Here is a 24,123-nt window from a genome sequence, read left to right as displayed (position 1 = left end):
CCGCACAACACCAACAACGGCGAAGACGAATGTGATTGAAAATTAAATGGAAGAACAAATAGGCATTGCGTCAAAATTTTTGAACCGTACTATGTTAAAGTCTGTCATCCTAGTGTGTGCGGTTGTTGGTGGAGCTCACGCACTAGGCTCCGCACAACACCAACAACGGCGAAGACGAATGTGATTGAAAATTAAATGGAAGAACAAATAGGTGTTGCGTCAAAATTTTTGAACCGTACTATGTTAAAGTCTGTCATCCGAGCGTGTGCGTTTGTTGGTGGAGCTCACGCACTGGCTCCGCACTACACCAACAACGGCGAAGACGAATGTGATTGAAAATTAAATGGAAGAACAAACAGGCGTTGCGTCAAATTTTTGAACCGTACTATATTAAAGTCTGTCATCCTAGTGTGTGCGGTTGTTGGTGGAGCTCATGCACCAGGCTCCGCACTACACCAACAACGGCGAAGACGAATGTGATTGAAAATTAATAGAAGAACAAACAGGCGTTGCGTCAAATTTTTGAACCGTACTACGTTAAAGTCTGTCATCCTAGTGTGTGCGGTTGTTGGTGGAGCTCACGCACCAGGCTCCGCACAACACCAACAACGGCGACGTTTTACTTACTTGCTGGCTTCCCCGACAACGTATACTTCACTGATCCATTGGCCTTGCGGGTAAGACTGTGAGCAGATCAACAACGGTGAAGTTTCAATAAACGCAAAGAAACCGGAACCAACGTAAAGTCACGGATTAAGAATAAGTCACCAATAATAAAAATCATCGTTTCGAATGCGACTAAGGTGAAATAAAAATAATACCGAGTCTTGTAAAGGGCGAAGGAATAGTCTGGTCATAAGATTCCTCAAGGTGGCGCTTAGTGCAGGGGTTGTTTTGTGGCTATCCATACTCGTGTTGTTTTGTCATGACAAAGGTGACACCTCAATTACGAATGATGCTTGAACAATTGTTACCAATCCCGGTATTGTCGTTGCAAAAACTTCATCGTGCATATTCAGTGGGGGAGACGCCATACTTTTTCCGGAAGCGTTTTGCAAAATATGATTGTTCATTAAACCCAACCGCATACCCGATCTGCGCAACGTTGTCAGCTTTTGCGCGGATCAATTTCGCAGCCCGTTGCAGGCGCAGGTCATGGATATATTCGCTTGGGGACGTGTTGATCAAAGCCTTAAGTTTACGAAACAGTTGTGCCCTGCTGAGATTCATTTCGGCAGCGAGCATTTCAACGCTAAAAAATGAATTGCCGATATTTGCTTCCACTATACTCCTAACTTTCGCAATAAATTTTTCATCTAGTGACGGCTCCTTTATGTCAGCAGTTGAGACCTGTTCATCTGCAAAATCTTGCTTTAACTTTATGGCCAGCCGTTTGCGTTGTTCGATGACATTATTTACCCTTACTTGAAGTTCCTCCATCAGGAAAGGCTTGGCCAGATATTCATCAGCACCGGTTTTTAATCCTTCCAGTTTTGATTGATCGTCCACCTTAGCAGTAAGCAGAACAACAGGTATATGACTCGTACGTTCATCTTTCCGGATTCGGCTTATAAGATCCAGACCGTTCATTCTTGGCATCATAACATCAGAAATGATTACATCAGGTATATGCTCCAGTGCCAAGGCAACGCCTTCTTCACCATCTACCGCTGATAAAATGGCAAACTGGTTTTCAAATCCCGATATAATGAAATTCCGCAGTTCGGTATTATCCTCCACGACCAGGATGGTGTTGTAGAGCTCAATTTCAGCAATCGTCGAGGGGACCGACGCTTCGGTTGGCTCAAACGCCTGTCGAACATCATGCTGTGAGTCTTTTTCTTCTATCGGGAATTCAACCGCATTCTCCATCGGAAAGAGAGGCAGCGTCACGACAATACAAGTACCTTTATTCACCTCACTTGTCAATTCAATTGTGCCCTCGTATAACTTAACCAATTCGTGAACCAATGATAGGCCCAATCCAGTCCCCGGATGATTTTCTTCTTCCGGCTTCAATTGATAAAATGGTGAGAATACGTTAGCGTGTTCTTCCGTTGGTATTCCTTTACCGGTGTCAGCTACCGTCATCACAACTTCATTCTCCTCGGCGAAGACATGCATTGAAAAAATCACCTGGCCTCCAGCCGGCGTAAACTTGAACGCATTGAAAAGGATATTGCTAACAATTTTCTCAATCTTATCTGCATCAAAGCCAACGGGTGTTTCGTACGTGGAAATATTTTTGATAAAATCGATCTGTTTATGCTCGGCAAGCGAATCAAATGATGAGATCAAAACATGAAGATATTTTGAAAGGTTACGATAATGGATGGAAAGCTCCATTTTGCCTGCTTCCAATTTGGAAAGATCGAGCAACTGATTCACCAAATCCAAAAGGCGGTGGGCATTCCGTTGTATCACGGTCAGTTTTTTCCGTTCAGATTCGGGCAAGCTGAAATTTCGGAGTTGTTCTTCTACGGGACTAAGAATCAATGTAAGGGGGGTACGAAATTCATGAGAAAGATTCGCAAAGAATTTCGATTTGAGTGCATCAGTTTCCTTTAATTTATTATTTAATGCCTGCTGGGCTTCCAGAAGCTGCCGGGATTTCGAGGATCGTAATTGCTGCAGCCGGTAAATTATTACGAGGGCAATTACGAGCAACATTGATCCTACGATCAGAACATTTTGCCACAGGCTTTGGATTCTTTTTTCCTGTTCAAGCAACTGAATTTTTTGCTCCTGCTTTTCCTTTTCGAAACGTGTTTCCAGTTCTACAATTTGTCTCGTCTTAGATCCATTGAGCAGGCTATCGCGTACATCATAATATGCCTGCATGTAATTTAAAGCGTCTGTTGTTTTACCTCCAGTTATTTTTAGGTCTGTAAGCGCAAGATAAACATGCCGGATTACACGTTTAAGGCCAAGGGTGCGTGCCAATACTAACGATTGATTTAAGTAACGTTCTGCTTCAGCATATTTCTTTAACCTAAGGAGCGCTCTGCCGACGTCTGCAAGTATTCCGGCTTCCGCTGAGCGATTCTGTGTTTCCTTCGCACTAGCCAAGGCGCGGTTAAAATAGCCGAGCGCTTTTTCCGGATCATTTCTTAAATAGACTTCACCCATATTCGATAGTGCCTGCGATACGTGAAAGGTTGTGATTGCATGCTCTGAAGTTACCTGCAAAGATTTATTATAATATATTAATGCACTGTCATATTGTGCGCGCGAATGCGCTATGACACCAGCAAGATTGAAGACCCTGGCCAGCAAGTCCCAATTTTTTTTTTGCGTAGCCAGCGCCTCGGCGTGTCGTATATAAGCGACAGCTTTCGCCAGTTCCTGCTGATCGCGATAACACATTGCTAAGGTTCTATAAGCTTCGCCGAGCACGTTGGTGAGTCCAGAACGTTCGGCAACAGCAACAGCATGCAACGCTTTTTCTATCGCCCGATCGCTGTCACCCAACGCCCAATAACAATGTGCCTGCCGGTTATAAGCTTGCGCGATACCCGACTCAAAGGATAACTGTTCCGCATACTTTAGTGCCTCCGTGGCATAGACAAGGGATTTATTGAAATCCTTCCATTGGTTCTGGTGACTCAATGCGTTCAGCAAATTAATATGGACGGTGTCAATTTCTGGATGATGTTCAAGTTGCTGCAGCAGGGTATCTTGGAGTTGGGCCTGCGCAAAAGCACTGGATAGGAACAGGTAACAAAGAAATACGAAACAGGTTTTAGTCATGCAACACGGTAAATCCATTAGTACGATATGTTTCGATAACAAGTTGTTTTTCCGGAGATTATGTTAACGTTTACTTTATGCTCATCAATTATTTAACCTTGAATAATTCGCAGGAGCCAAGGCCAAAGCACCTTTTCAAACCGCTTTCGAAAAATTCCAGTATGACCAACTTTGTGTTCGGTATACTGATCAACTTCAAGTTTAATAAGTCTCCAGGGTGCGTTCGGAAAGAATTGCACCATGAGCGGTGCAGTCTTGTCGTTAGCAATATAATCGTCGCTCGTATAAATCGCAGTGATCGGAATGGTGAAGTCATAGAACCGGTCTGATTTAATCTTGTTTTTTAGAAAATCCATGTAGTACGTTTTACTAAGGCACCAGGACCTCCATTCCAGGATTGCATTGCGTGGAAGATTTTCACCCCATCCGATTTTAGTCATCGTCCCATAGCCATAAACTTTAATGAGCAGAGGGCCTATGACATGCCACAGTAGCCACACTACCATTCTCATCGGATATGGGAAATATCCCCAATAGCCCACTGCAGCATTAATAGCAATTACTTTGCGTACATGATGCTTATTTTCAATTAATCCAACCAATTGGCCGCCGATACTGTGCCCCAGCCATATAATCCCCGAGTAACCTTGTTTGATCACGAGGTGATTGATAACCGCATTCATATCTTGCGTGCCCCATTCGTGCATGTAAATCGTGGAGGTTTTCATGTCGGCTGGCGCCGATTCCCCAATACCACGATAGTCATAGAGCAAGACCCGGTACCCCTGGGTTACAAGAAATTGCGCGAAGTTAATATAGAATTCCTTTCGTATTCCTGTTGCGGAACTAATGACGATTGTTCCCATCGGGTTTTTGTCAGGCTCACCAAACAATGCGCTTAGCGGATATCCGTCAGAGGCGTGGATAGTAATTTTTTTCATCTCAAGCCTTGTTTAAAAGCATCCATAGTCGGAAGGGAAAACTTCCATCCGTTAAAAAAAATCGCTAATTGATACTTGCGCAATGCATCACCTTCAGCTTTTGTCGAGGATTTGAACGTAAGAATTGGAAGAGACTACCTTTAATTTTGGCCGAATAATGTTGCAATAGCGGGTAAAATAGTTGCATAAGAAGGATGATGTCCCTGGAGCAATATTTTAAAACGCTAAATCTGTGACGTTTTCCTTTTGCAGGTCAGACTAAATGTTTGAAGTTCAGAAAAAGAGACCTAAGCAATGAAACCTCACATTCCGGTCTGTGGTGTCCCGGCGAACCTAAAAAACAACTAAACAATTTCTGACTTTCTTGTAAGTTTTCCGGCGCTGCGAAGACTAAAGCTTCGACTATTATGATATGGATCAACAGTTTATAGACATAGTCAATAATCAAAGTGGGCTTATCTACAAAGTGTGTAATCCAAATTGCCGGATCCCGAGGACAGGAAGGATTTCTTTCTAGGAATCGTCCTGCTGGTTCGAAAGTCCATTGGCTGAGAATCAATTCTCTTCTCATGCTTGACTAGCAAAAACTGTAATAGAAAGATTATATGCCATCCCTAACGGGATTTGTCTCGAATTTCTATTGATTTTCTAGCGATATATCATCCTGCCGGGACTTGTGTGGTGCATGTAGAATCAGCAGGGAAGTTTATTCACTATCTATTCTATCGCATCGCGCTTATCAATTTTCGCTGTAGCGTTTGATCAATTGAATGCATTTACGCGGCCGTTAGGCATTGAATATCGGTAGCACTCGATTGAAGATTTTATCGGAGTGCCGTAGGCATGATATAACATAGCAAAAGGCAATTGCTCCTATTTAATGGCAAATTATATATTGGTTCGAATGTCGGTTGATTTTCTAGCGATATATCGTCCATACCGGACTTGCGTGATGCATGAAGAAATCCAGCCGGGAAGTTTTATTCCATTATAACGTCAGCCCTATTCTACCTTAAATCAATGCTTTTTCCTTTTCTGGTTCCACCATCATTGAGTTAAATTCATCATCAATCAATTCTCTATTGACTGCAGCACCCGCCATCGACCCTGTAAATACTGCTGAAGCAACCGAACGCATTAACGTAGCATTATCTCCGCCGGCAAAGACTCCCGGAACCGAAGTTTTTTGCAGCATATCTACTTTTATAAGTCCGTGTTCCGTTAGCTCACAGCCTAGCGCTTTCGGTATGCCGCTATGTTGGATGAATGAAGGACGGGCATAAATGGCTTTGACGGAAATAGTCGATGTATCTTTAAATTGAATATTTTCGATCTGCCCATCATTATGACCGAAACTATGAATTTCGTTTTCATTAATTTCAACGTTCTTTCTGCTAATGATCTCGGATTGATCTTTTGTTAAAGTTGATTTTCCATTTGTAAAAACTGTTAAATTTTTAGTCCAATTGGAAATCAACTTGGCGAGTTCAAAAGCTGATTCTCCATTGGCAAGAATCCCTGTCTTTTCATTCCTGTATTCGTAACCGTGACAATAGGGACAATGGATCATGGATATTCCCCAACACTCCGCAGCGCCCTTGATCTCGGGAAGAATATCTTTAATACCAGTTGCAAGAATTATTTTCTTGCCTGTGAAAGTATCCCCTGACTGCGTTTTGACTTCAAATCCATTTGTCGTCTTTGTGCTGCTGATGGCAAGACCATCATAAAATGTTACCGTTTTATACGCTCCAACTTGCTGTTTGGCAAGTGAGGAAATTTCCTTTGGCGTTTTTCCATCCTGAGTGATGAAGTTGTGCGAGTGTGGCGTCTGGACGTTACAGGGTTTCCCACTATCAATAATTATTACTTTTCGTAATGCGCGACCCAGCGCCATGCCGGCTGATAATCCGGCGTAACTTCCGCCAATAATAATAACATCAAAGGTTTTTTCGTTGGTCATAACTTATGGGTTGAAATGTCGAACAGGTTGATCATTAAATGAAAACGTGAGCATCGTATCAACCGTGCACCTGTCTTTCTGAAGACGCTTCTAAACGTTTTCCTTAACCTTCTGGCAACATAAATTCGCGGTAAGAAGTTTTTTTAACCTATATTTTTTTGAAAAACACAGGGTTTACTGCTTCACCTTGCCTGTCACTCAGTTCGCAAGGAGCGAATAGGATTGGCCACTGCTGCAGTAATAGCCTGAAAACTAACGGTTAGCAAAGTAATTACAAGGGTCCCTACACTAACCATCGCAAACATCGTCCAGGAGATCGGCGCACGATACTCAAAATTTTGAAGCCAGTCATTCATGAATATAAATGAAATAGGAGTGGAGATGGCGCAGGCAATGATGACGAGCGCCACAAAATCTTTTGATAGCATTTTCCAAAGATTAAGTACCGATGCACCCAGGACTTTTCTGATACCGATTTCCTTTGTGCGCTGCTCTGCCACGTAAGAAGCCAAGCCAAATAAACCCAGGCATGAGATGAACACAGCAAGTACAGCAAAGGAGCCGGCGAGGCTGCCGATCTTTTGCTCATTGGAAAATTTTCTTTGATACTCAACATCTACAAAGCTGTATCCAAACGGTGCATCGGGATTATGTTTTTTGAATACCGGCTCAATCTTCGCCAGGGCTTCTCTCACCGGCATTGAAGAATTCAACCTCATGATAAATAAACCCTTCCATCCATCGGTGAAAAATATGGAAGGTTCATTCTTCCTGTAGGGAGATTGCGTTGCAATGTCTTCTACCACACCGACAATATTATAATTCTTATTCTGATATTGTATGACTTCCCCCAAAGGTTCCTGAAGGCCCATGATTTTTAACGCCGTTTCATTGATAATGACTGATGCAGAATCTCCAGCGGCGTTAGGGATAAAATCACGACCTTGGCTGATTTTCCAACCTAATGTCTTTCCAAACTCCGGTGTGACATCAACGTTTCTGAAATACACAGTTAACCCCGGATCTTTGCCCCGCCAGTCAATACCGTTGTTATTACTAAAGTGTGCCGGTGATTGAGAGGCTAGTGCCATATGTTCTACGGCGTTCGTTTGAAGTACCTCGTTTTGAATAGCTTCACGGTGTTTCTCCAGATCCGGGGTATTGAGCCACACAGTGATAAGTCCGTTACGTGAAAAACCAGGATTACGATTTTTAGCAAATTCGATCTGACGAAAAACGATCAGCGTTCCAATGATCAACGTAATGGATACTGTAAATTGAGTAACGACTAAAATCTTTCTTGGTAGAGAAGCAAACCTTCCTGCCTTGAAAGTACCTTTTAATACTTTGATAGGTTTGAATCCTGACAGGTAAAATGCAGGGTAGCTTCCGGAGATGATTCCGGTGAACAATGTAAAACTCAGTGCTAATAACCAGAACACAGGATGGTCTAACGGAAGGGATATTCTTTTATCCGCAAGCTGATTGAAAAATGAAAGCGAAAGTTGTGAGAGTATGATTGAAAATATAAAGGCTATCAATGCTACGACAATCGATTCACTAAGAAATTGACCAATGAGTTGGGCTCGCAGGGATCCTACCGTTTTTCTGATGCCCACTTCCTTGGATCGTTTTTCACTTCGCGCGGTAGAAAGGTTCATAAAATTAATACAGGCCAGGAACAATACGAATACACCAATAACGCCAATTAACCAAACAAGATCAATACGACCGCCGGCCGCTTTTGCGTTTTCAAACTCATCATACAGATGCAGCTTTTCCATTGGGTGTAGCATTACCTCTTCCTTAACGTCGGTTATAAAAGGGGTGGGCACATTCTTGATTTTTTCACTTGTCTCTTCCAAATTTGCCTTATCACCGAGTTGAACAAACAACTGACCGCAATGATTACTCCAACTCGTTTGGGAATTCCTCCAATTGTCTTTATGATCCCATGGCAGAAATATATTGGAACTGTAAAAGGTTGTATTGTGAGGCAAGTCTTCATAAACACCACCAATAATCATGTCTAACCTGTTATCTATGCGCAATGATTTGTTTAGCGGATCGCCATCACCAAATAGACTTTTTGCCAGGGATTGTGAAATCAACACCGTAGAAGGATCTTTTAGTACATGGCGGCTTCCCCGAATCATTGCTAGAGAAAACATCTCGGGAAAATCACGTTGCACCCACATACCCGAAGATGATACCGTCTTCTCACCAGTCGTAATCAAATGACCATCAATCCACGATGTTAGCGACACAGCCTTAAGATCCGCTCCGTACTTTGTTCGTAACGCATCCCCTAAAGGCATTGCAACAGTTCCTCCCGTGTACGTCTGGCCGCCAGTCGTTTGATTGACCATGACTTGAGCGAGTTGTCTATGGTTGTGAAAATAGGAATCAAATGAAAGTTCATCATAGACCCACAAACCAATCAGCATGGCGACGGTCATTCCGGCGGCAAGACCGCCGATGTTGATAATAGAGTAAGCTTGGTTTCGTACCAGTTTTCGCAAGGCGATTTTTATGTAACTCTTGATCATAGCGTTAGAGAAGGATATAAAAACCGGAACAATTCAACATGTATGCCATGGTCGAAAAAGCACTGAAATATGCCATTTAGCCGTATCGCTCCAGCGGCATGTGTTCGCCTTCGAATCACTCTGTGCGAATCCGGCCAAATTGAAAATTAAGTGTAAGAGAAATTTAGTGTAAGAGATGTCCTTTGAACGTGCCGCAAAAGTGCGTTAATCAAAACGCACAACAAGGAAACTTCCGTTGTCATGCCACGATATAAATCATTTACGAATGTCCTTGGTTGGCAGATTGCTGGTTCCCCGCAAATACTTTTTTCTGAACGCTAAAGTCATAAGCAATAGCCTTGCGTTATAACGGTAAGGCTAAATGTTGTAAGAGTCTGTACAGGCACAGGATCCAACGTCAGGGCGGGCTTTATTTGTGCTGTCCTTTTAATCTTTCGTATTCTCTTTCTGCTGCATCGCCAAATTTGAATACGCCGAGATAATTAAAAATCACACCGATACCCCAGCCTGCGGTCGGATAAATTGGCCAGGGATGGCTATGAATGCCGCCGGTAAAAAACCACACTACCCACAGTACGCCCATGGTGATGAGATAAACCGTCAAATGAATTTTAAAGTCGGCTCTTGCCTTTGCTTGCTGCCAGAGCTGAGGGTCTTTTTCTTCTTTCATAGTAGTAATGTATTTTTGTTTGAACGTTCTTGTATTTGAAACACGCAACAATAAAGGCAGTCCTGTTACGGCTGTCGATCATTTCAAACCAATATTACTCTGACCAATGTCTGGCAACAATGATTGATGACAGGAAATCAACTGAATTTTGTCAAACTGATTTATGAATTGTACAGATCAAATGGTAACTGTACATCTAATAGGTAGCTTAGGGAAGCAGTGTTCACGACAATCTTGTGCTATTCATTAACAGCAGGCTGCTCTTTTTCGACGTGTAACAATGTTAATCCGTTTGTAATGAGATTATGCAGGTGGGGTTTCTTTGCTCGTTTCGTCTCGAGATATTCGCGGATTTCGTGAGCGGATCGTTGATAGTCGCCTGAGCGTTCTAGTATTTCCAATATTTCCAGCGACAACAGCCAATCGTCTGGAAAATCATGAACAACGATTTTCCATAGTGACGGTAGCCGAGGAATCAGGTGCGTGTCTTGCCTTGTCTTTCGAACAATACGATATAAGTCATGAAGTTTCAAAACCTTCTCATCATAGTGGATCTTGTGCATCTTTTCGTGGGGCACAAAAGCGGTCGGTTGAAACGCCTCAACATCCGCTGGTCCGGCAAAAGCCGAAACAATATGTTGACCCACTGCCATGATATAGGAAGGGGCAACCAAAATTACATTGCCTCGGTGTTGAATAGTTGCATGCTCGAATTCTATCAGTATGATCTTACCAGCACGGCTTCTTAATATCTGGCGGACAATTCCTTCAACAACGATGTCATGCTCAAAATTTAGCAACGCTTGTTTATTTATTTCTATACCATTTCTTCGTAGTACCTCACCAATCATATCTTCCAATGGCATCGGGGATGTTGTAAGTTTTCCAACCGGTGAAGAAAATCCTGACGGAAAATATTCTTTGCCATACTTATTCAGTTGAACGTCGTTAACCGATAGGGCAGCGGGTCCCATGGTTTGAATAAAGATCGGAACACCGTCGGCTTCAATAACTTTTGCAACCGTTCCAGTTACCTGTAGACCCGAACTGTAGACTATGGTACCAATCTGTTCGGAAGCTATCGCTTTTTTAATTCCATCCAGCCAGCCCGTTGTCCAGGCCATGAGTTTCTTAAACTCGCTGAGTACGGTAGTAAGATGGGCAAAATCGGGAGTAACAAAAAGCTGCGGTTGTGGCTTGGTAATATCATAATTGCAGTGCATAGCCTCAAGCGTATAAGGAAGCTTCTTTACTTTTTCATTTAAACAACTCATACCTTCGCCTATCGACGAAAGCAGGCCCGCGCCATATAACTTAAACTTGTCCAACGTTCCGATCAAACCGTACTCAACGGTCCACCAATGCAGGTTACGGATCAGTGCCATTTCGGAAGGCGGCCCCATGTTGCTTTGTATCCTTTCGATCGCAAGTTCAGCCTCGTTGATCTCTGCCTGTTTGGTGTGAGGATCTTCCTTGATGATAGATAAATGACGAATGGCCTCGTAAAGCTCAACGTCCTTTACTGAAGAGAATGCTTTGCTTCCGGCTTCACCAATGTCCTTCAGGTATGCTGCAAATTCAGGAACGGCAATAATGGGAGCATGTCCGGCTGATTCATGGATGATGTCAGGTGCTGGTGTATATTCAATATGTTCCAGCGTACGTATATCCGCGGCAATGACCAGCACGTTGTACTTGGTGAACTCCATAAATGCACCAGGTGGTATAAATCCGTCTACAGCGACTGCTGCCCAGCCAATGCGTTGCAATATCCTGTTCATCCCATACATGGTCGGAATATTTTCAATTTCTACCCCGGCAAGTTTTAGACCCTCAACGTATGACTCATGGGCCACCTTTTGCAGGTGATGATAGTTTTGCCGCATGACATACCGCCATACCGCTTGATCTACAGGAGTGTATTCGTTGTACGGTTGATCTACGACGAATTGCAGCAAGTGCTTCGGAAGCCGTTTGGTTACTTCATTTAATTCCATAACTCTGTTTGATAACTAGCGCTCAATAACAGCAGCCACGCCTTTTTCACTTCACCACGGTCAAGCAGGAGTTGCGCATGATTGTGAATAGCATCAATTCGATTACCTCCGTTATTTCTCCAAAGGAGATTGTAGTCAAAGTTTTCGGCAAATGATTTTACCTCAGAAGGCATCGGAATTTTATCGATGCTGGCAAGCCGTCCGAGGTTATTGCCTGTCAGCACCGGGCTATTCCGAATGTGATCAGGAAGTTGGTCCACTCCTATACCAGCAACCGGCCTTGGCAATTCGAAAATATTATCGCCATTTATCCTGCAATAATAGTCGCCGCCCATACGGGCAACACTGTCAACTTTTCGCGGGTCAACTTTTCCTTTCTCATTATAAATAAATTCTTGCGTGTGTACCAGCAGAACTTCGCAGGTCACCAGGTTTCCTGAACCACCTTCCGTACCCAACGTTTTTATTTCCAGCACACGACATTCGAAAGAGGCCGGCGACTCTTTTACACGTGGTGGTTTTACACGTTCGGATTTTATTGGTGTAAGCCCTGATTTAACAAACTCATTGATTCCCTTAGGATACTCGGCACTTGCTAAAGAAATCTGTTCAACCATCGCGTAGTTGACGGTATTGATCACAACCTCTTTGATGTCCAGCATATTTTCAAGGGTATGCTTGGTTGTATTGTCGCGTTGACGACGTGATGGTGAAAAGACTAGTATTGGAGGACGTGAACTAAAGATATTGAAAAAACTAAACGGACTAAGATTAACATTTCCTTTTGCGTCAACGGTAGAGGCCAGCGCAATCGGCCTTGGCGCTATGGTACCGAGAAGCAGATCGTGAAAATCTTTGTGGTTTACAACGTTTGTTGGATCTATGATCATGGGTACGTTAAATCATTAGTTGGTGCGAGGCAGGGTCGCCTTGTTTTACTCTTATATTTCCGTCAATTTTTAACTTCAAAAGGAATCATGGTATCACTTTTCCCTCCACACTTCCGAAGCCTACACGTTTACCCTCCTTTACTGCAAACCCTTTCATGATCACAGTATCGCCATCTTCGAGAAACTTACGTGTGCTGCCATTTTTCAATGCAATTGGTTCCTGGCCATTGCGCGTTCGTTCAAGGAGACACCCAACACTGTCTGGCGTTGGGCCACTAATAGTACCCGATGCCATAATGTCGCCAATGTTTACGTTACACCCGTTTACCGTATGATGCGCCAACTGCTGGCAGATGTTCCAATACATGTGTTTGAAGTTTGTACGACTGATGCGTTCTGCTGAGCCGCCTTCAGGCTTTAGCTCTACCTCCAATTCAATATCATAGTTATGATTACCCTTTGACTGAAGGTAGGGCAATACCTGAACATCCTGCACCGGGCCTTGCGTCCTATACGGCGCCAGGGCTTCCATTGTAACAATCCAGGGTGACACCGACGACATGAAATTCTTGGATAAGAATGGTCCGAGGGGAACGTATTCCCAGCTTTGAATATCGCGTGCAGACCAGTCGTTAAACAGCAGAAAGCCAAAGATATAATCTTCAGCGTTATCAACGCTGACAGTTTCGCCCAGGTTGGAGTCTTTACCGATTACAAAAGCCAACTCCAGTTCGTAGTCCAGCGCCTGCGTCGGGCCAAACGTTGGCGTCGTGTCATCCTTATTCTTTTTAAACTGCCCTTGTGGCCGCTTAACCGGAGTACCTGACACAGCGATGGACGATGCTCGTCCATGATATGCCACTGGCAAATGTTTCCAGTTTGGTAACAATGCATTGTTGGGATCGCGGAGCATAGCGCCCAGGTTAGTCGCATGCTCCTTACTCGAGTAAAAATCCGTATAATTACCAACCTTCATTGGCAACATCATTGTTACCGAATCGCGCTTGTAGAGGACAAAAGGATGGAGATCTATATTATCCTGCAAATCGTGATGGTTAATGGAAAACAATTCTATCAGCCGATCACGTACGAGGCTGGTATAATCTTTTCCCATTGAAACAAAATAATTGAGGGAGTCTCTACGAAAGAGCAGGGGCGAGACCGGAATCGGATTGAAATAGCCGTGTTCGGCAAGTACGACAAGGTCAACCACATAATCGCCAATAGCGGTGCAGCACCTCGCCGGCACGGTGTCGGTTTTAAATACACCGAATGGAATATTATAGATACTAAAATCACTATCCTCTGATACGTCTACCCAGGAAGTGAGTGGGCTACTCTTCATGCTTACTCGTGTTATCACTGAAAGTAAATTTTATAATGTGCCTCTGATCTCTTGCTCGCGTTCAATAGCTTCAAACAGCGCTTTGAAATTTCCTTTGCCAAAGGACTTCGCCCCTTTACGCTGAATGATCTCGAAAAATAAAGTAGGCCGGTCTTCAACCGGCTTTGTAAAGATCTGAAGAAGGTATCCTTCCTCATCACGATCCACCAAAATATTCAAATCACGCAAGGGCTGTACGTCCTCGTCGATTTTACCTACACGCGCCAGCAAGGTATCATAATAATGATTAGGAATAGTCAGAAATTCGACACCCCTGCTTTTCATTTCGCTGACTGTATGTATAATATCATCAGTAGCAATGGCAATGTGCTGCACACCAGCCCCTTGGTAAAAATCCAAATATTCATCTATCTGCGAACGTTTCTTTCCAGCTGCTGGCTCATTAATAGGAAACTTAATAAACTCATTTTTGTTTGAGACAACTTTGGACATCAATGCAGTATATTCAGTAGAGATATCGTTGTCATCGAAGGTAATCAGTAATTTAAAACCCATGACATCTTCATAAAATTTCACCCACTTATTCATTTCGCCTAAGGCGACGTTGCCAACACAATGATCTATATATTTTAACCCGATGGACGTTGTCTTAAAACGGCTCGTCGTTTTGATATATCCAGGTAGAAATGGTCCTGTATAATTTTTACGTTCCACAAAAGTATGAATGGTGTCTCCATACGTCTTGATTGAGGAAGTGATGACTGTTCCAAAATTGTCTGTTAAGGTTTTTGGTTCAATAACAGAAACTGCTCCTCGTTTTATTGTTTCCGCATACGCCTTAGTGGCATCATCCACCCACAAGGCCAACACTTTCACGCCGTCTCCATGGCGGTAAACGTGTTCCGCAATTGGGCTGTTGTTATTAAGCGCAGTAGTAAGCACCAGCCGGATTTTTCCTTGTTGCAAAACGTAGGATGCATATTCACGCTGACCTGTCTCCGGCCCAGCATATGCAACCAGCTCAAATCCAAAAGCATGCTGATAATAGTGTGCGGATTGCTTCGCATTACCCACATAAAGTTCAATATGGTCGGTGCCATTCAGTGGCAGAAAATCTTCTGCAACATCTTTGTGCAAGTCGCTCAGTGTTGCCGGTGTATTTGTCGTCATATTTTACTCATTGTTTTCAGCAATTGATTTTCAAAATCGAACTTTCTTTTTAAAAGCCAGTCCCAGCATGTATCGAAATGTTTTTCAAAACGCTGTATTTTATTGAGAATCGTCCAACGGAGTCCCTGCTGGTTTGCTTTTAATGTTCTAACCAGGATTTGAAATACTTTCCATCATCAATCTTCATTGCGGCTTCCGTCACCATCAGCGGCTGAAAAGTGTCCACCATCACGGCAAGTTCGTCGGTTTTTGTCTTCCCGATGCTGCGCTCCATGGCGCCCGGATGGGGACCATGCGGAATTCCACCCGGATGTAAGGTCAGTTGCCCTTGCGCAATATCATTACGGCTCATAAAATCTCCATCGACATAATAAATCACTTCATCTGAATCAATATTGCTATGATTGTAAGGAGCTGGAATTGATCGTGGATGGTAGTCGTACAAACGCGGGCAAAATGAACAGACCACAAAGTTATGACCTTCAAAAGTCTGATGAACTGGCGGAGGCTGATGCAACCGTCCTGTGATCGGTTCAAAGTTATGAATTGAAAAACCCCAGGGATAATTGTATCCATCCCAGCCTACTACGTCGAATGGATGCGTGGCGTATGTGTAATGATAAAGGTTGTGTTGTTTCTTAATCTTGATCAGAAAATCTCCCCGCTCGTCATGCGTTTCAAGATCTACAGGCAGAATAATATCACGCTCGCAGTAAGGTGAATGCTCGAGCATTTGGCCAAATTCATTTCGATATCGCTTAGGCGTAACGATCGGGCTAAAGGACTCCACATAAAACAAACGATTATCCGTTGAATCGAAATGAATCTGATAAATCATACCTCGTGGAATGACCAAGTAATCACCGTACTTAAATTCTATCGTACCTAAAAGTGTTCTAAGTTTTCCAGATCCTTTGTGAATGAACAGAAGCTCGTCAGCACTGGCGTTTTTATAAAAGTACTCAACCATCGACTTGCGTGGTGCTGCTACACCAATGTGAACATCATGGTTCACGAGCAACGGTGTTCTGCTGTTAAGAAAGTCGTCGACAGGAGCTATGTCAAACCCAATCAACTTTCTCATGAACAGACTTTTCTGAAAAGCGATTTTAGGTGCTACATCAATAACTTCATTCACGGCTTTAACTTCAGTCGGCCGATGCGCATGATAGAGCAGTGATGCCATTCCATGAAATCCTTCCGTTCCAAAGAGTTGTTCATAGTAAAATCCACCATTTGGCTTTTCGAAAATGGTGTGACGCTTGGCAGGCCTTTTTCCTAAAGCATGATATACCGGCATGAATTATCGCTTTCGGTTAAAATCTATTATTATTAACAAAGATACGACTGCAATCGTTTTAATGACAGTAAAAAATGCGATTTAGCCCCTGTCATCGCCAACCTTTTAATCCGTTTTACTTAAAATATATGACCATTTCTGTCGGAGGGGGAAAAATTTGAGTAACATTTGGTATCCTTTGTCGTCTTTGGTTGATTGCTGCAAAAGTACCCCTTAAACCTGCCTCCAAGTTATGAAAGCCATTGTCTGTGAACGTTACGGCCCTCCGGATACAATGAGCTTACGGGATATCCATCAGCCGATGCCTCAACGCAAAGAAGTTTTGGTTAGGATTCATGCTGCAACTGTTACCACTGGTGATTGTGAAATACGGCGGTTCAATATTCCATTCTTATTTTGGATTCCATTGCGGCTAATCATGGGTATTACAAGACCGCGGCCCGGAATATTTGGACAAGAGTACGCCGGCAGGGTTGAAACTGTTGGAAGCGATGTCCAGGGTTTTAAAAAAGGTGATGCTGTATTTGGTCCTACAACGATGAGGCTAGGAGCATACGCGGAGTTCATCTGCCTGCCAGAATTTTACCTAACGCCATTTAACCCGGATCGTATGACCTTTGAGCAGGCCGCTACAATTCCTACCGGTGGTATTAACGGACTTCATTTGATACACAAGGCAAACATTCATCATGGAGACAAAGTCCTGATCAATGGCGCGGGTGGAAGTATCGGGACCTATGCGTTACAATTTGCCAAGTTGCTCGGTGCAGAGATAAGCTGTGTGGACAAGGGGCCAAAACTAGAGATGCTTCTTGCGCTCGGTGCAGATAAAGTCATCGATTATACAAAGGAAGATTTTACAAAAAACGGCGAGCAATATGATGTCATCGTTGACATTGCCGGCGAGAGTTCCTACTCCCGTTGCATTAAAATGCTAAAGAGAAAGGGTAGATATGTTCTTGGAAACCCAAGCGTGACTGGAATGTTTAGGGCGATATGGACTTCCTGGGTAACTGACAAGAAAGTATTCTTTCAGTTAGCCAAGTATACCCAGTCGAGCCGTATTTACATCAGAGACCAGATTGAAACCGGAACGATCGTTCCCTTCATTGACAAACGCTTTACGCTCGAGCAAGTTCCGGAAGCTCACCGCTACGTGGACACAGGTTTGAAAAGAGGAAATGTAACAATCATCGTGGTCCCTACACATAAAGTCTAATGAGAGCGATTGTTTATCAAAAATATGGGTTGACCAATGTTCTTCATCTAACCGAGCTTCCTCTCCCGGTTCCTAAGGCAAATGAAGTCCTGATTCGAATACATGCTGCATCGGTGAACTCATGGGACTGGGATCTGCTTCGTGGAAAGCCATTCATTGTGCGCCTTGCGGGCGGTGGTATTATCAAACCAAAGTTACCGGTGTTAGGCGCTGATGTCGCGGGGGTCGTGGAATCCGTAGGACAAAAAGTAAAACAATTTAAATGTGGAGATGCTGTATTTGGAGATCTCTCATCGGCGCGTTGGGGAGGCTTTGCTGAATTTGTTTCCGTTCCCGAAAACTTACTGACGCTCAAACCTCCTAATGTTTCCTTTGAACAAGCCGCCGCCTTGCCACAAGCGGGTGTTATGGCGTGGCAGGGCATTCATGATTTCAGGAAGTTACAAACTGGTCAAAAGGTTTTAATCAACGGTGCGGCTGGCGGTGTGGGTACCTACGCCGTCCAGCTAGCCAAAATGCTTGGTGCAGAAGTTACTGCGGTCGACCGTGGCGATAAACTTGAAATATTAAAATTGCTCGGCGCAGATCATGTCATCGACTACACAATGAAAGATTTCACCCAGACCGGTGATCAATATGACTTGGTGCTCGATGTAGTAGCTCGCCGCAGCCTTGCGGATTATAAACGTGCATTGCTACCTGGGGGAGTCTGCGTATTGATAGGTGGATCAACATCAACAATTTTACAATTCATGTTTTTTAGAACCCTGGCTTCCATGACTGACAGCCGGAAATTACGCATACTTATGCACCAACCAAATAAGGATTTAACGGTCCTGATGGATTTGCTTCGGGCCGGTAGAATAAAGTCAATTATTCATAAATGCTTCCCTTTGTCGCAAGTTCCTGAAGCTTTGCAGTGTATTGGAAATGGAGAGGCGATCGGAAAGATTATCGTCCAGGTGCCTTTGTAAGTAAAAAATAACACAAAATCTGCGCTTCAGAATAACCAATGCTCGACGAGCATAATTTTTAATGAAATTTGCTATTCTTGCCGGGACAGCGGTAACATGCTTTCTTGCAAAATCTTGCAAAAATACTGTAGATTATGGAAAGAATTTGTACTTGATTTTTCACTCAGTGTCCCATTATCAAAATCACAGCGGTTGACTATGCATTACCCAAGAAGAAGTTTTCTGCAAAAGTCAATAGCGGCCGGTACGGCAGGCATGCTATCATCTTTAAATTCTTTCTCAACTATGAACAACATGGAACTTGAAAACAGAATCGCAAAAAAGGAACAGCGCGAGAAATTATTTGCACTGTTGGGCGAAGTTCCATCGCGTCATTCGCCAAAACCCCCAAAACTTTTAAAGAAAGAGCAACATGATGGCTATACGCTGGAGTATCTTGAATTCGATTTTAACGGTCTCGAACGTGTTCCAGGCATCTTGCTTGTTCCGGCAAAAATTAAAGACAAAGCGCCATGCATGTTATATTGCCACGCACATTTCGGCACCTATGGCATTGGCAAAGATGAACTGCTCAATGGCCGCACAGTAATGCCGGCATATGCTCCCGTTTATGCTCAGAAAGGAATTCTGACACTTGCGATAGACAGCTGGTGTTTTGGTGAACGTAAAGCAAACACGGAGATGGATACGTTTAAAAAAATGCTGTGGGAAGGAAGAACACTTTTTGGTATGATGCTATACGATGAAATAAAAGCGTTGGACTACTTGTTAGCACGACCAGAGGCTGATTCTAAAAAGGTAGGGGTGTTCGGGCTTTCCATGGGTGCGACAAAGGCGTGGTGGCTCGCTGCTTTGGATACGCGAATTACGGTGTGTCTTGATTTATGTTGCATGACGGATTTTGAGGAGTTAATGAAAGCCAATAACCTGAAAGGACATGGAATCTATTACTATGTTCCTTCGCTGTTAAAATATTTCGACACGAAAACAATCAATGAATTAATTGTACCGCGACCGCACGTGAGTCTTAACGGGCGCTTTGATGATCTCACACCACCCAAAGGCGTTGAGAAAATTCGCGATTACCTCGTGCCGTTGTATCAGAAATTTGGAAAGGCTGAAGATTGCAGGATCGAACTGTTTGACTGTCCACACGAAGAATTGCCTGAAATGCGGGCGATCATTTTAAATTGGCTGGATAAGTATTTGGTGAATGGGTAAGGAACCCATGCCATAACGTTCTTGAATTGCTCACCCATGTTAAACGGATTCACCACAGCGCAACGTATTAAAGCTATGAATCGTCTCAATCATTTGATTTGATATATTCAAATCTGCAAATGCGATAACCTTCTCTAAGGGTTTTAAGAAAATAGCGGATAATAAATGAAGCCAATCCATCTTTTCCGTGTTGGACGGCATACAGTGGGACAGAGGTGCAACCCAGCATCGTATAACTGTTACCTAGAAAAATATCTTCCGGTTGCTCCACCAGGTCTTTGAAGCTTGCACCCAAGGAACGGATTTTCTCGTACAATTCTTTGCTATAGCGTTCAAAAAACGATTTGCGCATCAGGTCACAATACACAATTTGTCTTGGAAAAAGTTCTTGAAGTCCACTTACTAATTTCTGACGTTCCCCATGGGTTAAATACATTAACACACCTTCAATAATAATATGCGTAACCTCTTGTGAAGCATATGGCTGTAGTTTTTCTATCAAAGACTCTTTTGAAAACTCAATCGGTATTCGTGTTAGTGCATTCGGACATTTCAATGTTGGTAATTTGGCTTCTTTGTATTCAATAATTGATGGCTCATCCAATTCAATCCATTTTCCACCTTTAATGCGGTAAGCGCGCGTATCAAATCCGGCACCTATAATGACGACTCTGGAATCAGGGGCCTCACTAAATACGGAACGCAACTGATTATCGATGATGGCATGTCGGGCGGCGTTGCTCATATTTGGCCTTGACTGATCTTTAAATTCCTTCCAAACTTTTTGAGCATCGTCGTTCATAAAAATTTTCGCAAAAGAATCGCTGCATATGGGACTTGGGAGGGCTGCATCCCAGGCACGAACGCCCAGGGTATAATATGCGGTCTTAGAAATTGGATTCATCATTGGTCAACGGGTTCAGGAGATTAATACTGAAATAAAGATAGCCAATGAAATCGGACTTTCGACCAGGCCTCAGTGAGGTGAAAGAAAATATGGCTCAGACGTCACTGTAGCGCGCTGAAACCATTTGTAATTTCCAGTAAGCCAGGAGTAAATATTTTTTTAGGCATTCTTCTAACCAATTTACAGTTAATGTGTTTTAAAAAGTGACTAAATTATACTATGACGACAATTGAAATTGCGCGCCTACTGACTTTTTCGATTGGCTATATCATTATTTTCTTTTCTCTTCTTCCTCTGATCAAAAGCGACTACTGGGCCATCCGGGTTTTTGATTATCCACGGTCACAAAAATTCTGGCTCAATACAATTATCCTTGTGTTGTTTCTGTTTCTATCTGATTTCGGCCGAACGCATGATGTCTTTTTTATGATCGCCCTATTTTTGAATGAACTATACTTGCTTTCATTGATTTGGTCGTATACCCTCTTAGCATCCAATCAGATGAAGAAAAATCCACAAGGAGAAGTTCGGGCCACCATAAAAATATTGATTGCCAATGTTTTTCAAGACAACAAGAACGCTAGCTTATGCAATAACTTAATCACACAGTTTGCACCAGACATTGTCTTGCTGGTGGAAACTGATGAACGATGGGTTAAGGATGTTCAACCGTGTGTTGGCAAATACCCATACCGTGTCCTTCAACCTCAACCTAATACGTACGGAATGGTACTGTTTTCTAAACTTGAAATAATAAAGTATTCAGTGCGGTTTTTGGTAGAGGCTGATGTTCCTTCCATCACGGCCGACATTAAAACAAAAGATGGAAAAGTCTTTCGTTTATATTGTCTTCACCCGAAGCCACCCGTTCCTGGAGAATCAGAAAATTCAACTGAGCGTGATGCGGAGATACTCATCATTGGTAAAGAAGCAAAAAAATTAAGTCAACCGGTTATTGTCGCGGGTGACTTAAATGATGTAGCCTGGAGCTATACCACAAACCTTTTCCTTAAAGTGAGTGAGTTACTTGATCCACGCATAGGCCGCGGATTTTTCAGTACCTATAATGCAAAATATAAATTACTGCGATGGCCCCTTGACCATGTATTTTGTTCGTCGCATTTCTATTTGCATAATTTAAGACGTTTACCAACCATTGATTCTGATCACTTTCCGATTTTTATTGAAGTCTCATTGATGCCCTATGAAATAAAATCGAATGCCGAAGACAAAAAAGAAGCGGACCAAGAAGACCATGAATTGGCTGAGGAGAAAATTGACGCTGCCCTGTAAGATTTACTTCAGCTAAATTTGAAACCGCAAACGCCAGACGTATTTTAATTGCTGACAATAAAATGCTTGTTACAATTCCTTTTTAAAAAATTTTACATTTTTTACACGGCCGCTTGAAACTTTAAACCCGGTAATTTCCGACTTCTCATTTCTGGTGAATTCGATTTTACTCATGAACCATGCGTCTGTGGCAAATGAATCGTTCGCTACCGCTGTCATCTTTGCGGGTTCGTGGCGGATATGGTTTGCTATTAAAGTGTCACCGCTAAGTGCCAATGTGTAACTAGTCTGGAGTTCAGGACTGTAAAATGTCCCGGTAAACATCTTGAGATCTACGGATCTTACGTCAAAAGGCTTCATTCGCGGTGCAACTATGGTATGCCCTCCTTGATATAATGTGAACTGGTTTACAGTGTTATCAGATTCTTTGTTAAAGACAATTTTTAAATCCATTCCTTCAATTAGAAATTCAGTGTCAGAACTGGCCAGCAATGTGACTGGCAGCTGACCAGTAGCCTGAGCGATAAATTTACCGCCATCCAATTTAAAAGAGACAATCATTTCATTGTTGAGCTGATATTGTCCTTCATATAGTTTTAGTAATGCTTCGCTAACCTTCGACACAGAAGCTTGTGTCTTTTCTTCCTTCTTTATTGGTTCTTCTTTCAAATATCCCTTCAAATAAATATCTGCGATGTTGTTGGCCAGCTTAGCTGGGTTAAAAGAGGCAAGGTTACTCAAGACGACGATCGAATACTTTTGTTCAGGAAACCGCAGCAAATAGCTTCTGTAGCCTGCGTCACCACCTGAATGTGAAACGGTTTTAACGCCACGGTATTTTGAAATATCCTGACCGAAAGCGTAAGAGATAGTGTCACCTTTATTCAATATGCCACGGCCTTCCATTTGTTTCATCACCTTAGCATTGCCGACTTTCATTGTATAAAAATTATTCGACCATTTGGTCAAATCTTCAGCCGTCGTAAAAAGGCTGGTAGCTCCAGCGTTGGCGTAACTAAGTACACTCTTTTTTAAACCACCGGGTGACTCCTGAAACGAATACGCTCTTCCTTTTACAATTTTTTCATGATCATCATAGAACAATGTATTGTTCATTTGCAACGGTTTGAAAATATTTTCACTGCACCACTCCGAAAAGGTTTTTCCCGACACCCTGCTCACAATTTCACCCATCAGTGTATAACCAGTGTTACAGTATGAAAACTCGTCACCTGGTTTGAAGTTCAACTCCTCCTGATGACTTATTAGTCTTAAAACCTGATTTCGGGTAATAACGTCATCTAAACGCCAACCGGCCAGCGCGAGGAGGTTCCATTGATCACGAAGTCCGCTGGTATGATGAACGAGATGTCTAATAATGATCTTGTGACCAAAATCATGAAGTTCCGGAAGATATTTACGAATGTCGTCATCAAGCGAAATCTTACCCTGGTCTGCCAGCAATGCAATAGCAAAAGCTGTAAATTGTTTTGAAACCGAGGCTACGTGAAAAATAGTTTTTGGTGAACAGGCAATATCATACTCGGGATTTGCCGATCCATACCCTTTGCTGAAAAGGATTTTATCTTGCTTTGCCACCGCGATCGCGACTCCGCCATTTGCTGGTTGCAGCATTGCGGAAACAAGCTGGTCAATTTGCTTTTCAGGTGTCGCCTGGCCACACGCAACGCAAGTGATGAAAATGAGAGCAAGACCGACAAGGAAGGATTTTTTCATGGGTGCAGATTTAAATTCGGTAACATCTTTCGGATTAGTGGGGTAAACACAGATAACATTACAGTTATTTCAAAGATAAACTTTACAGAAGTTTTCAGAGGTTAATAAATATCCGAAGATTTCGTACCGTGTTGCCAATACCGAGCCAAACGGGAGGACCACAATTACAGGCTAATTGGAAATCATCATTGTTGGGA

Annotated in this window: 16 protein-coding genes; 4 read left to right on the top strand and 12 right to left on the bottom strand. The window is 42.9% G+C overall.

All coding sequences use genetic code 11. The features are described 5' to 3' along the window. Positions 1 to 1,002: 1,002 nt before the first annotated feature. From P2W71_RS15820 to P2W71_RS15775, 10 genes are all read right to left on the bottom strand, one after another. Positions 1,003 to 3,750: an ATP-binding protein gene (locus tag P2W71_RS15820; protein WP_276372250.1), complete on the bottom strand. Its 2,748-nt coding sequence runs from the start codon at positions 3,748 to 3,750 to the stop codon at positions 1,003 to 1,005. Positions 3,751 to 3,842: 92 nt separating this feature from the next. Beyond that, positions 3,843 to 4,691, bottom strand: coding sequence for an alpha/beta fold hydrolase (locus tag P2W71_RS15815; RefSeq protein ID WP_276372249.1), 849 nt, complete (start codon positions 4,689 to 4,691; stop codon positions 3,843 to 3,845). Positions 4,692 to 5,703: 1,012 nt separating this feature from the next. Further along, positions 5,704 to 6,654 (bottom strand): NAD(P)/FAD-dependent oxidoreductase, encoded by a 951-nt coding sequence (locus tag P2W71_RS15810; RefSeq protein WP_276372248.1) that lies wholly within the window; start codon positions 6,652 to 6,654, stop codon positions 5,704 to 5,706. Positions 6,655 to 6,848: 194 nt separating this feature from the next. Further along, the gene (locus tag P2W71_RS15805; RefSeq protein WP_276372247.1) at positions 6,849 to 9,203 is read right to left on the bottom strand and encodes an ABC transporter permease; all 2,355 of its coding nucleotides are present in this window, start codon (positions 9,201 to 9,203) and stop codon (positions 6,849 to 6,851) included. 409 nt (positions 9,204 to 9,612) lie between these two features. After that, a complete protein-coding gene (locus P2W71_RS15800) occupies positions 9,613 to 9,873 on the bottom strand; it encodes a 2TM domain-containing protein (RefSeq protein WP_276372246.1) in 261 nt (86 codons plus the stop codon). Between the two features lie 239 nt (positions 9,874 to 10,112). After that, a complete protein-coding gene (locus P2W71_RS15795) occupies positions 10,113 to 11,870 on the bottom strand; it encodes an aromatic amino acid hydroxylase (protein ID WP_276372245.1) in 1,758 nt (585 codons plus the stop codon). Next, positions 11,861 to 12,760 carry a flavin reductase family protein gene (locus P2W71_RS15790; protein ID WP_276372244.1) on the bottom strand — a complete coding sequence of 300 codons (900 nt, stop codon included), beginning with the start codon at positions 12,758 to 12,760 and terminating at the stop codon, positions 11,861 to 11,863. Before P2W71_RS15790 ends, P2W71_RS15795 begins: the two co-directional genes overlap by 10 nt. An 85-nt stretch (positions 12,761 to 12,845) precedes the next feature. Beyond that, positions 12,846 to 14,105 carry a fumarylacetoacetase gene (gene fahA, locus P2W71_RS15785; protein WP_276372243.1) on the bottom strand — a complete coding sequence of 420 codons (1,260 nt, stop codon included), beginning with the start codon at positions 14,103 to 14,105 and terminating at the stop codon, positions 12,846 to 12,848. 30 nt (positions 14,106 to 14,135) lie between these two features. Further along, positions 14,136 to 15,275 (bottom strand): 4-hydroxyphenylpyruvate dioxygenase, encoded by a 1,140-nt coding sequence (hppD, locus tag P2W71_RS15780; RefSeq protein WP_276372242.1) that lies wholly within the window; start codon positions 15,273 to 15,275, stop codon positions 14,136 to 14,138. Positions 15,276 to 15,414: 139 nt separating this feature from the next. Beyond that, entirely contained in the window at positions 15,415 to 16,575 is a 1,161-nt protein-coding gene (locus P2W71_RS15775; RefSeq protein WP_276372241.1) for a homogentisate 1,2-dioxygenase, read from the bottom strand. A gap of 232 nt (positions 16,576 to 16,807) precedes the next feature. Here P2W71_RS15775 and P2W71_RS15770 point away from each other — a divergent pair, with 232 nt between their 5' ends. The 3 genes from P2W71_RS15770 to P2W71_RS15760 all read left to right on the top strand — a co-directional run bounded on the left by P2W71_RS15770 (position 16,808) and on the right by P2W71_RS15760 (position 19,989). Then, positions 16,808 to 17,794, top strand: a complete 987-nt coding sequence (locus tag P2W71_RS15770) for an NAD(P)-dependent alcohol dehydrogenase (protein WP_276372239.1) — start codon at positions 16,808 to 16,810, stop codon at positions 17,792 to 17,794. After that, complete coding sequence (locus P2W71_RS15765; protein ID WP_276372238.1) at positions 17,794 to 18,768, top strand: NAD(P)-dependent alcohol dehydrogenase; 975 nt, start codon at positions 17,794 to 17,796, stop codon at positions 18,766 to 18,768. Before P2W71_RS15770 ends, P2W71_RS15765 begins: the two co-directional genes overlap by 1 nt. A gap of 285 nt (positions 18,769 to 19,053) precedes the next feature. Further along, positions 19,054 to 19,989: an alpha/beta hydrolase family protein gene (locus tag P2W71_RS15760; protein ID WP_276372237.1), complete on the top strand. Its 936-nt coding sequence runs from the start codon at positions 19,054 to 19,056 to the stop codon at positions 19,987 to 19,989. 85 nt (positions 19,990 to 20,074) lie between these two features. Here the strand turns inward: P2W71_RS15760 and P2W71_RS15755 are convergent, their stop codons facing one another. Then, complete coding sequence (locus P2W71_RS15755) at positions 20,075 to 20,896, bottom strand: class I SAM-dependent methyltransferase (protein ID WP_276372236.1); 822 nt, start codon at positions 20,894 to 20,896, stop codon at positions 20,075 to 20,077. 219 nt (positions 20,897 to 21,115) lie between these two features. Here P2W71_RS15755 and P2W71_RS15750 point away from each other — a divergent pair, with 219 nt between their 5' ends. After that, positions 21,116 to 22,189: an endonuclease/exonuclease/phosphatase family protein gene (locus tag P2W71_RS15750; protein WP_276372235.1), complete on the top strand. Its 1,074-nt coding sequence runs from the start codon at positions 21,116 to 21,118 to the stop codon at positions 22,187 to 22,189. A gap of 69 nt (positions 22,190 to 22,258) precedes the next feature. Here the strand turns inward: P2W71_RS15750 and P2W71_RS15745 are convergent, their stop codons facing one another. Next, positions 22,259 to 23,926: a serine hydrolase domain-containing protein gene (locus tag P2W71_RS15745; RefSeq protein ID WP_276372234.1), complete on the bottom strand. Its 1,668-nt coding sequence runs from the start codon at positions 23,924 to 23,926 to the stop codon at positions 22,259 to 22,261. Positions 23,927 to 24,123 lie beyond the last annotated feature (197 nt).

The sequence above is a fragment of the Chryseolinea sp. H1M3-3 genome (genome assembly GCF_029360725.1).
Taxonomy (GTDB): Bacteria; Bacteroidota; Bacteroidia; order Cytophagales; family Cyclobacteriaceae; genus Chryseolinea.
This window is presented reverse-complemented; position numbering and strand designations above follow the sequence as displayed.

What these genes read in the sequence shown, in the direction of transcription:
- fahA (WP_276372243.1), bottom strand. Translation starts at nt 14,105, where the DNA reads ATGAAGAGTAGCCCACTCACTTCCTGGGTAGACGTATCAGAGGATAGT.
- P2W71_RS15815 (WP_276372249.1), bottom strand. Translation starts at nt 4,691, where the DNA reads ATGAAAAAAATTACTATCCACGCCTCTGACGGATATCCGCTAAGCGCA.
- P2W71_RS15810 (WP_276372248.1), bottom strand. Translation starts at nt 6,654, where the DNA reads ATGACCAACGAAAAAACCTTTGATGTTATTATTATTGGCGGAAGTTAC.
- hppD (WP_276372242.1), bottom strand. Translation starts at nt 15,275, where the DNA reads ATGACGACAAATACACCGGCAACACTGAGCGACTTGCACAAAGATGTT.
- P2W71_RS15765 (WP_276372238.1), top strand. Translation starts at nt 17,794, where the DNA reads ATGAGAGCGATTGTTTATCAAAAATATGGGTTGACCAATGTTCTTCAT.
- P2W71_RS15770 (WP_276372239.1), top strand. Translation starts at nt 16,808, where the DNA reads ATGAAAGCCATTGTCTGTGAACGTTACGGCCCTCCGGATACAATGAGC.
- P2W71_RS15775 (WP_276372241.1), bottom strand. Translation starts at nt 16,575, where the DNA reads ATGCCGGTATATCATGCTTTAGGAAAAAGGCCTGCCAAGCGTCACACC.
- P2W71_RS15795 (WP_276372245.1), bottom strand. Translation starts at nt 11,870, where the DNA reads ATGGAATTAAATGAAGTAACCAAACGGCTTCCGAAGCACTTGCTGCAA.
- P2W71_RS15790 (WP_276372244.1), bottom strand. Translation starts at nt 12,760, where the DNA reads ATGATCATAGATCCAACAAACGTTGTAAACCACAAAGATTTTCACGAT.
- P2W71_RS15755 (WP_276372236.1), bottom strand. Translation starts at nt 20,896, where the DNA reads ATGATGAATCCAATTTCTAAGACCGCATATTATACCCTGGGCGTTCGT.
- P2W71_RS15800 (WP_276372246.1), bottom strand. Translation starts at nt 9,873, where the DNA reads ATGAAAGAAGAAAAAGACCCTCAGCTCTGGCAGCAAGCAAAGGCAAGA.
- P2W71_RS15760 (WP_276372237.1), top strand. Translation starts at nt 19,054, where the DNA reads ATGAACAACATGGAACTTGAAAACAGAATCGCAAAAAAGGAACAGCGC.
- P2W71_RS15745 (WP_276372234.1), bottom strand. Translation starts at nt 23,926, where the DNA reads ATGAAAAAATCCTTCCTTGTCGGTCTTGCTCTCATTTTCATCACTTGC.
- P2W71_RS15820 (WP_276372250.1), bottom strand. Translation starts at nt 3,750, where the DNA reads ATGACTAAAACCTGTTTCGTATTTCTTTGTTACCTGTTCCTATCCAGT.
- P2W71_RS15750 (WP_276372235.1), top strand. Translation starts at nt 21,116, where the DNA reads ATGACGACAATTGAAATTGCGCGCCTACTGACTTTTTCGATTGGCTAT.
- P2W71_RS15805 (WP_276372247.1), bottom strand. Translation starts at nt 9,203, where the DNA reads ATGATCAAGAGTTACATAAAAATCGCCTTGCGAAAACTGGTACGAAAC.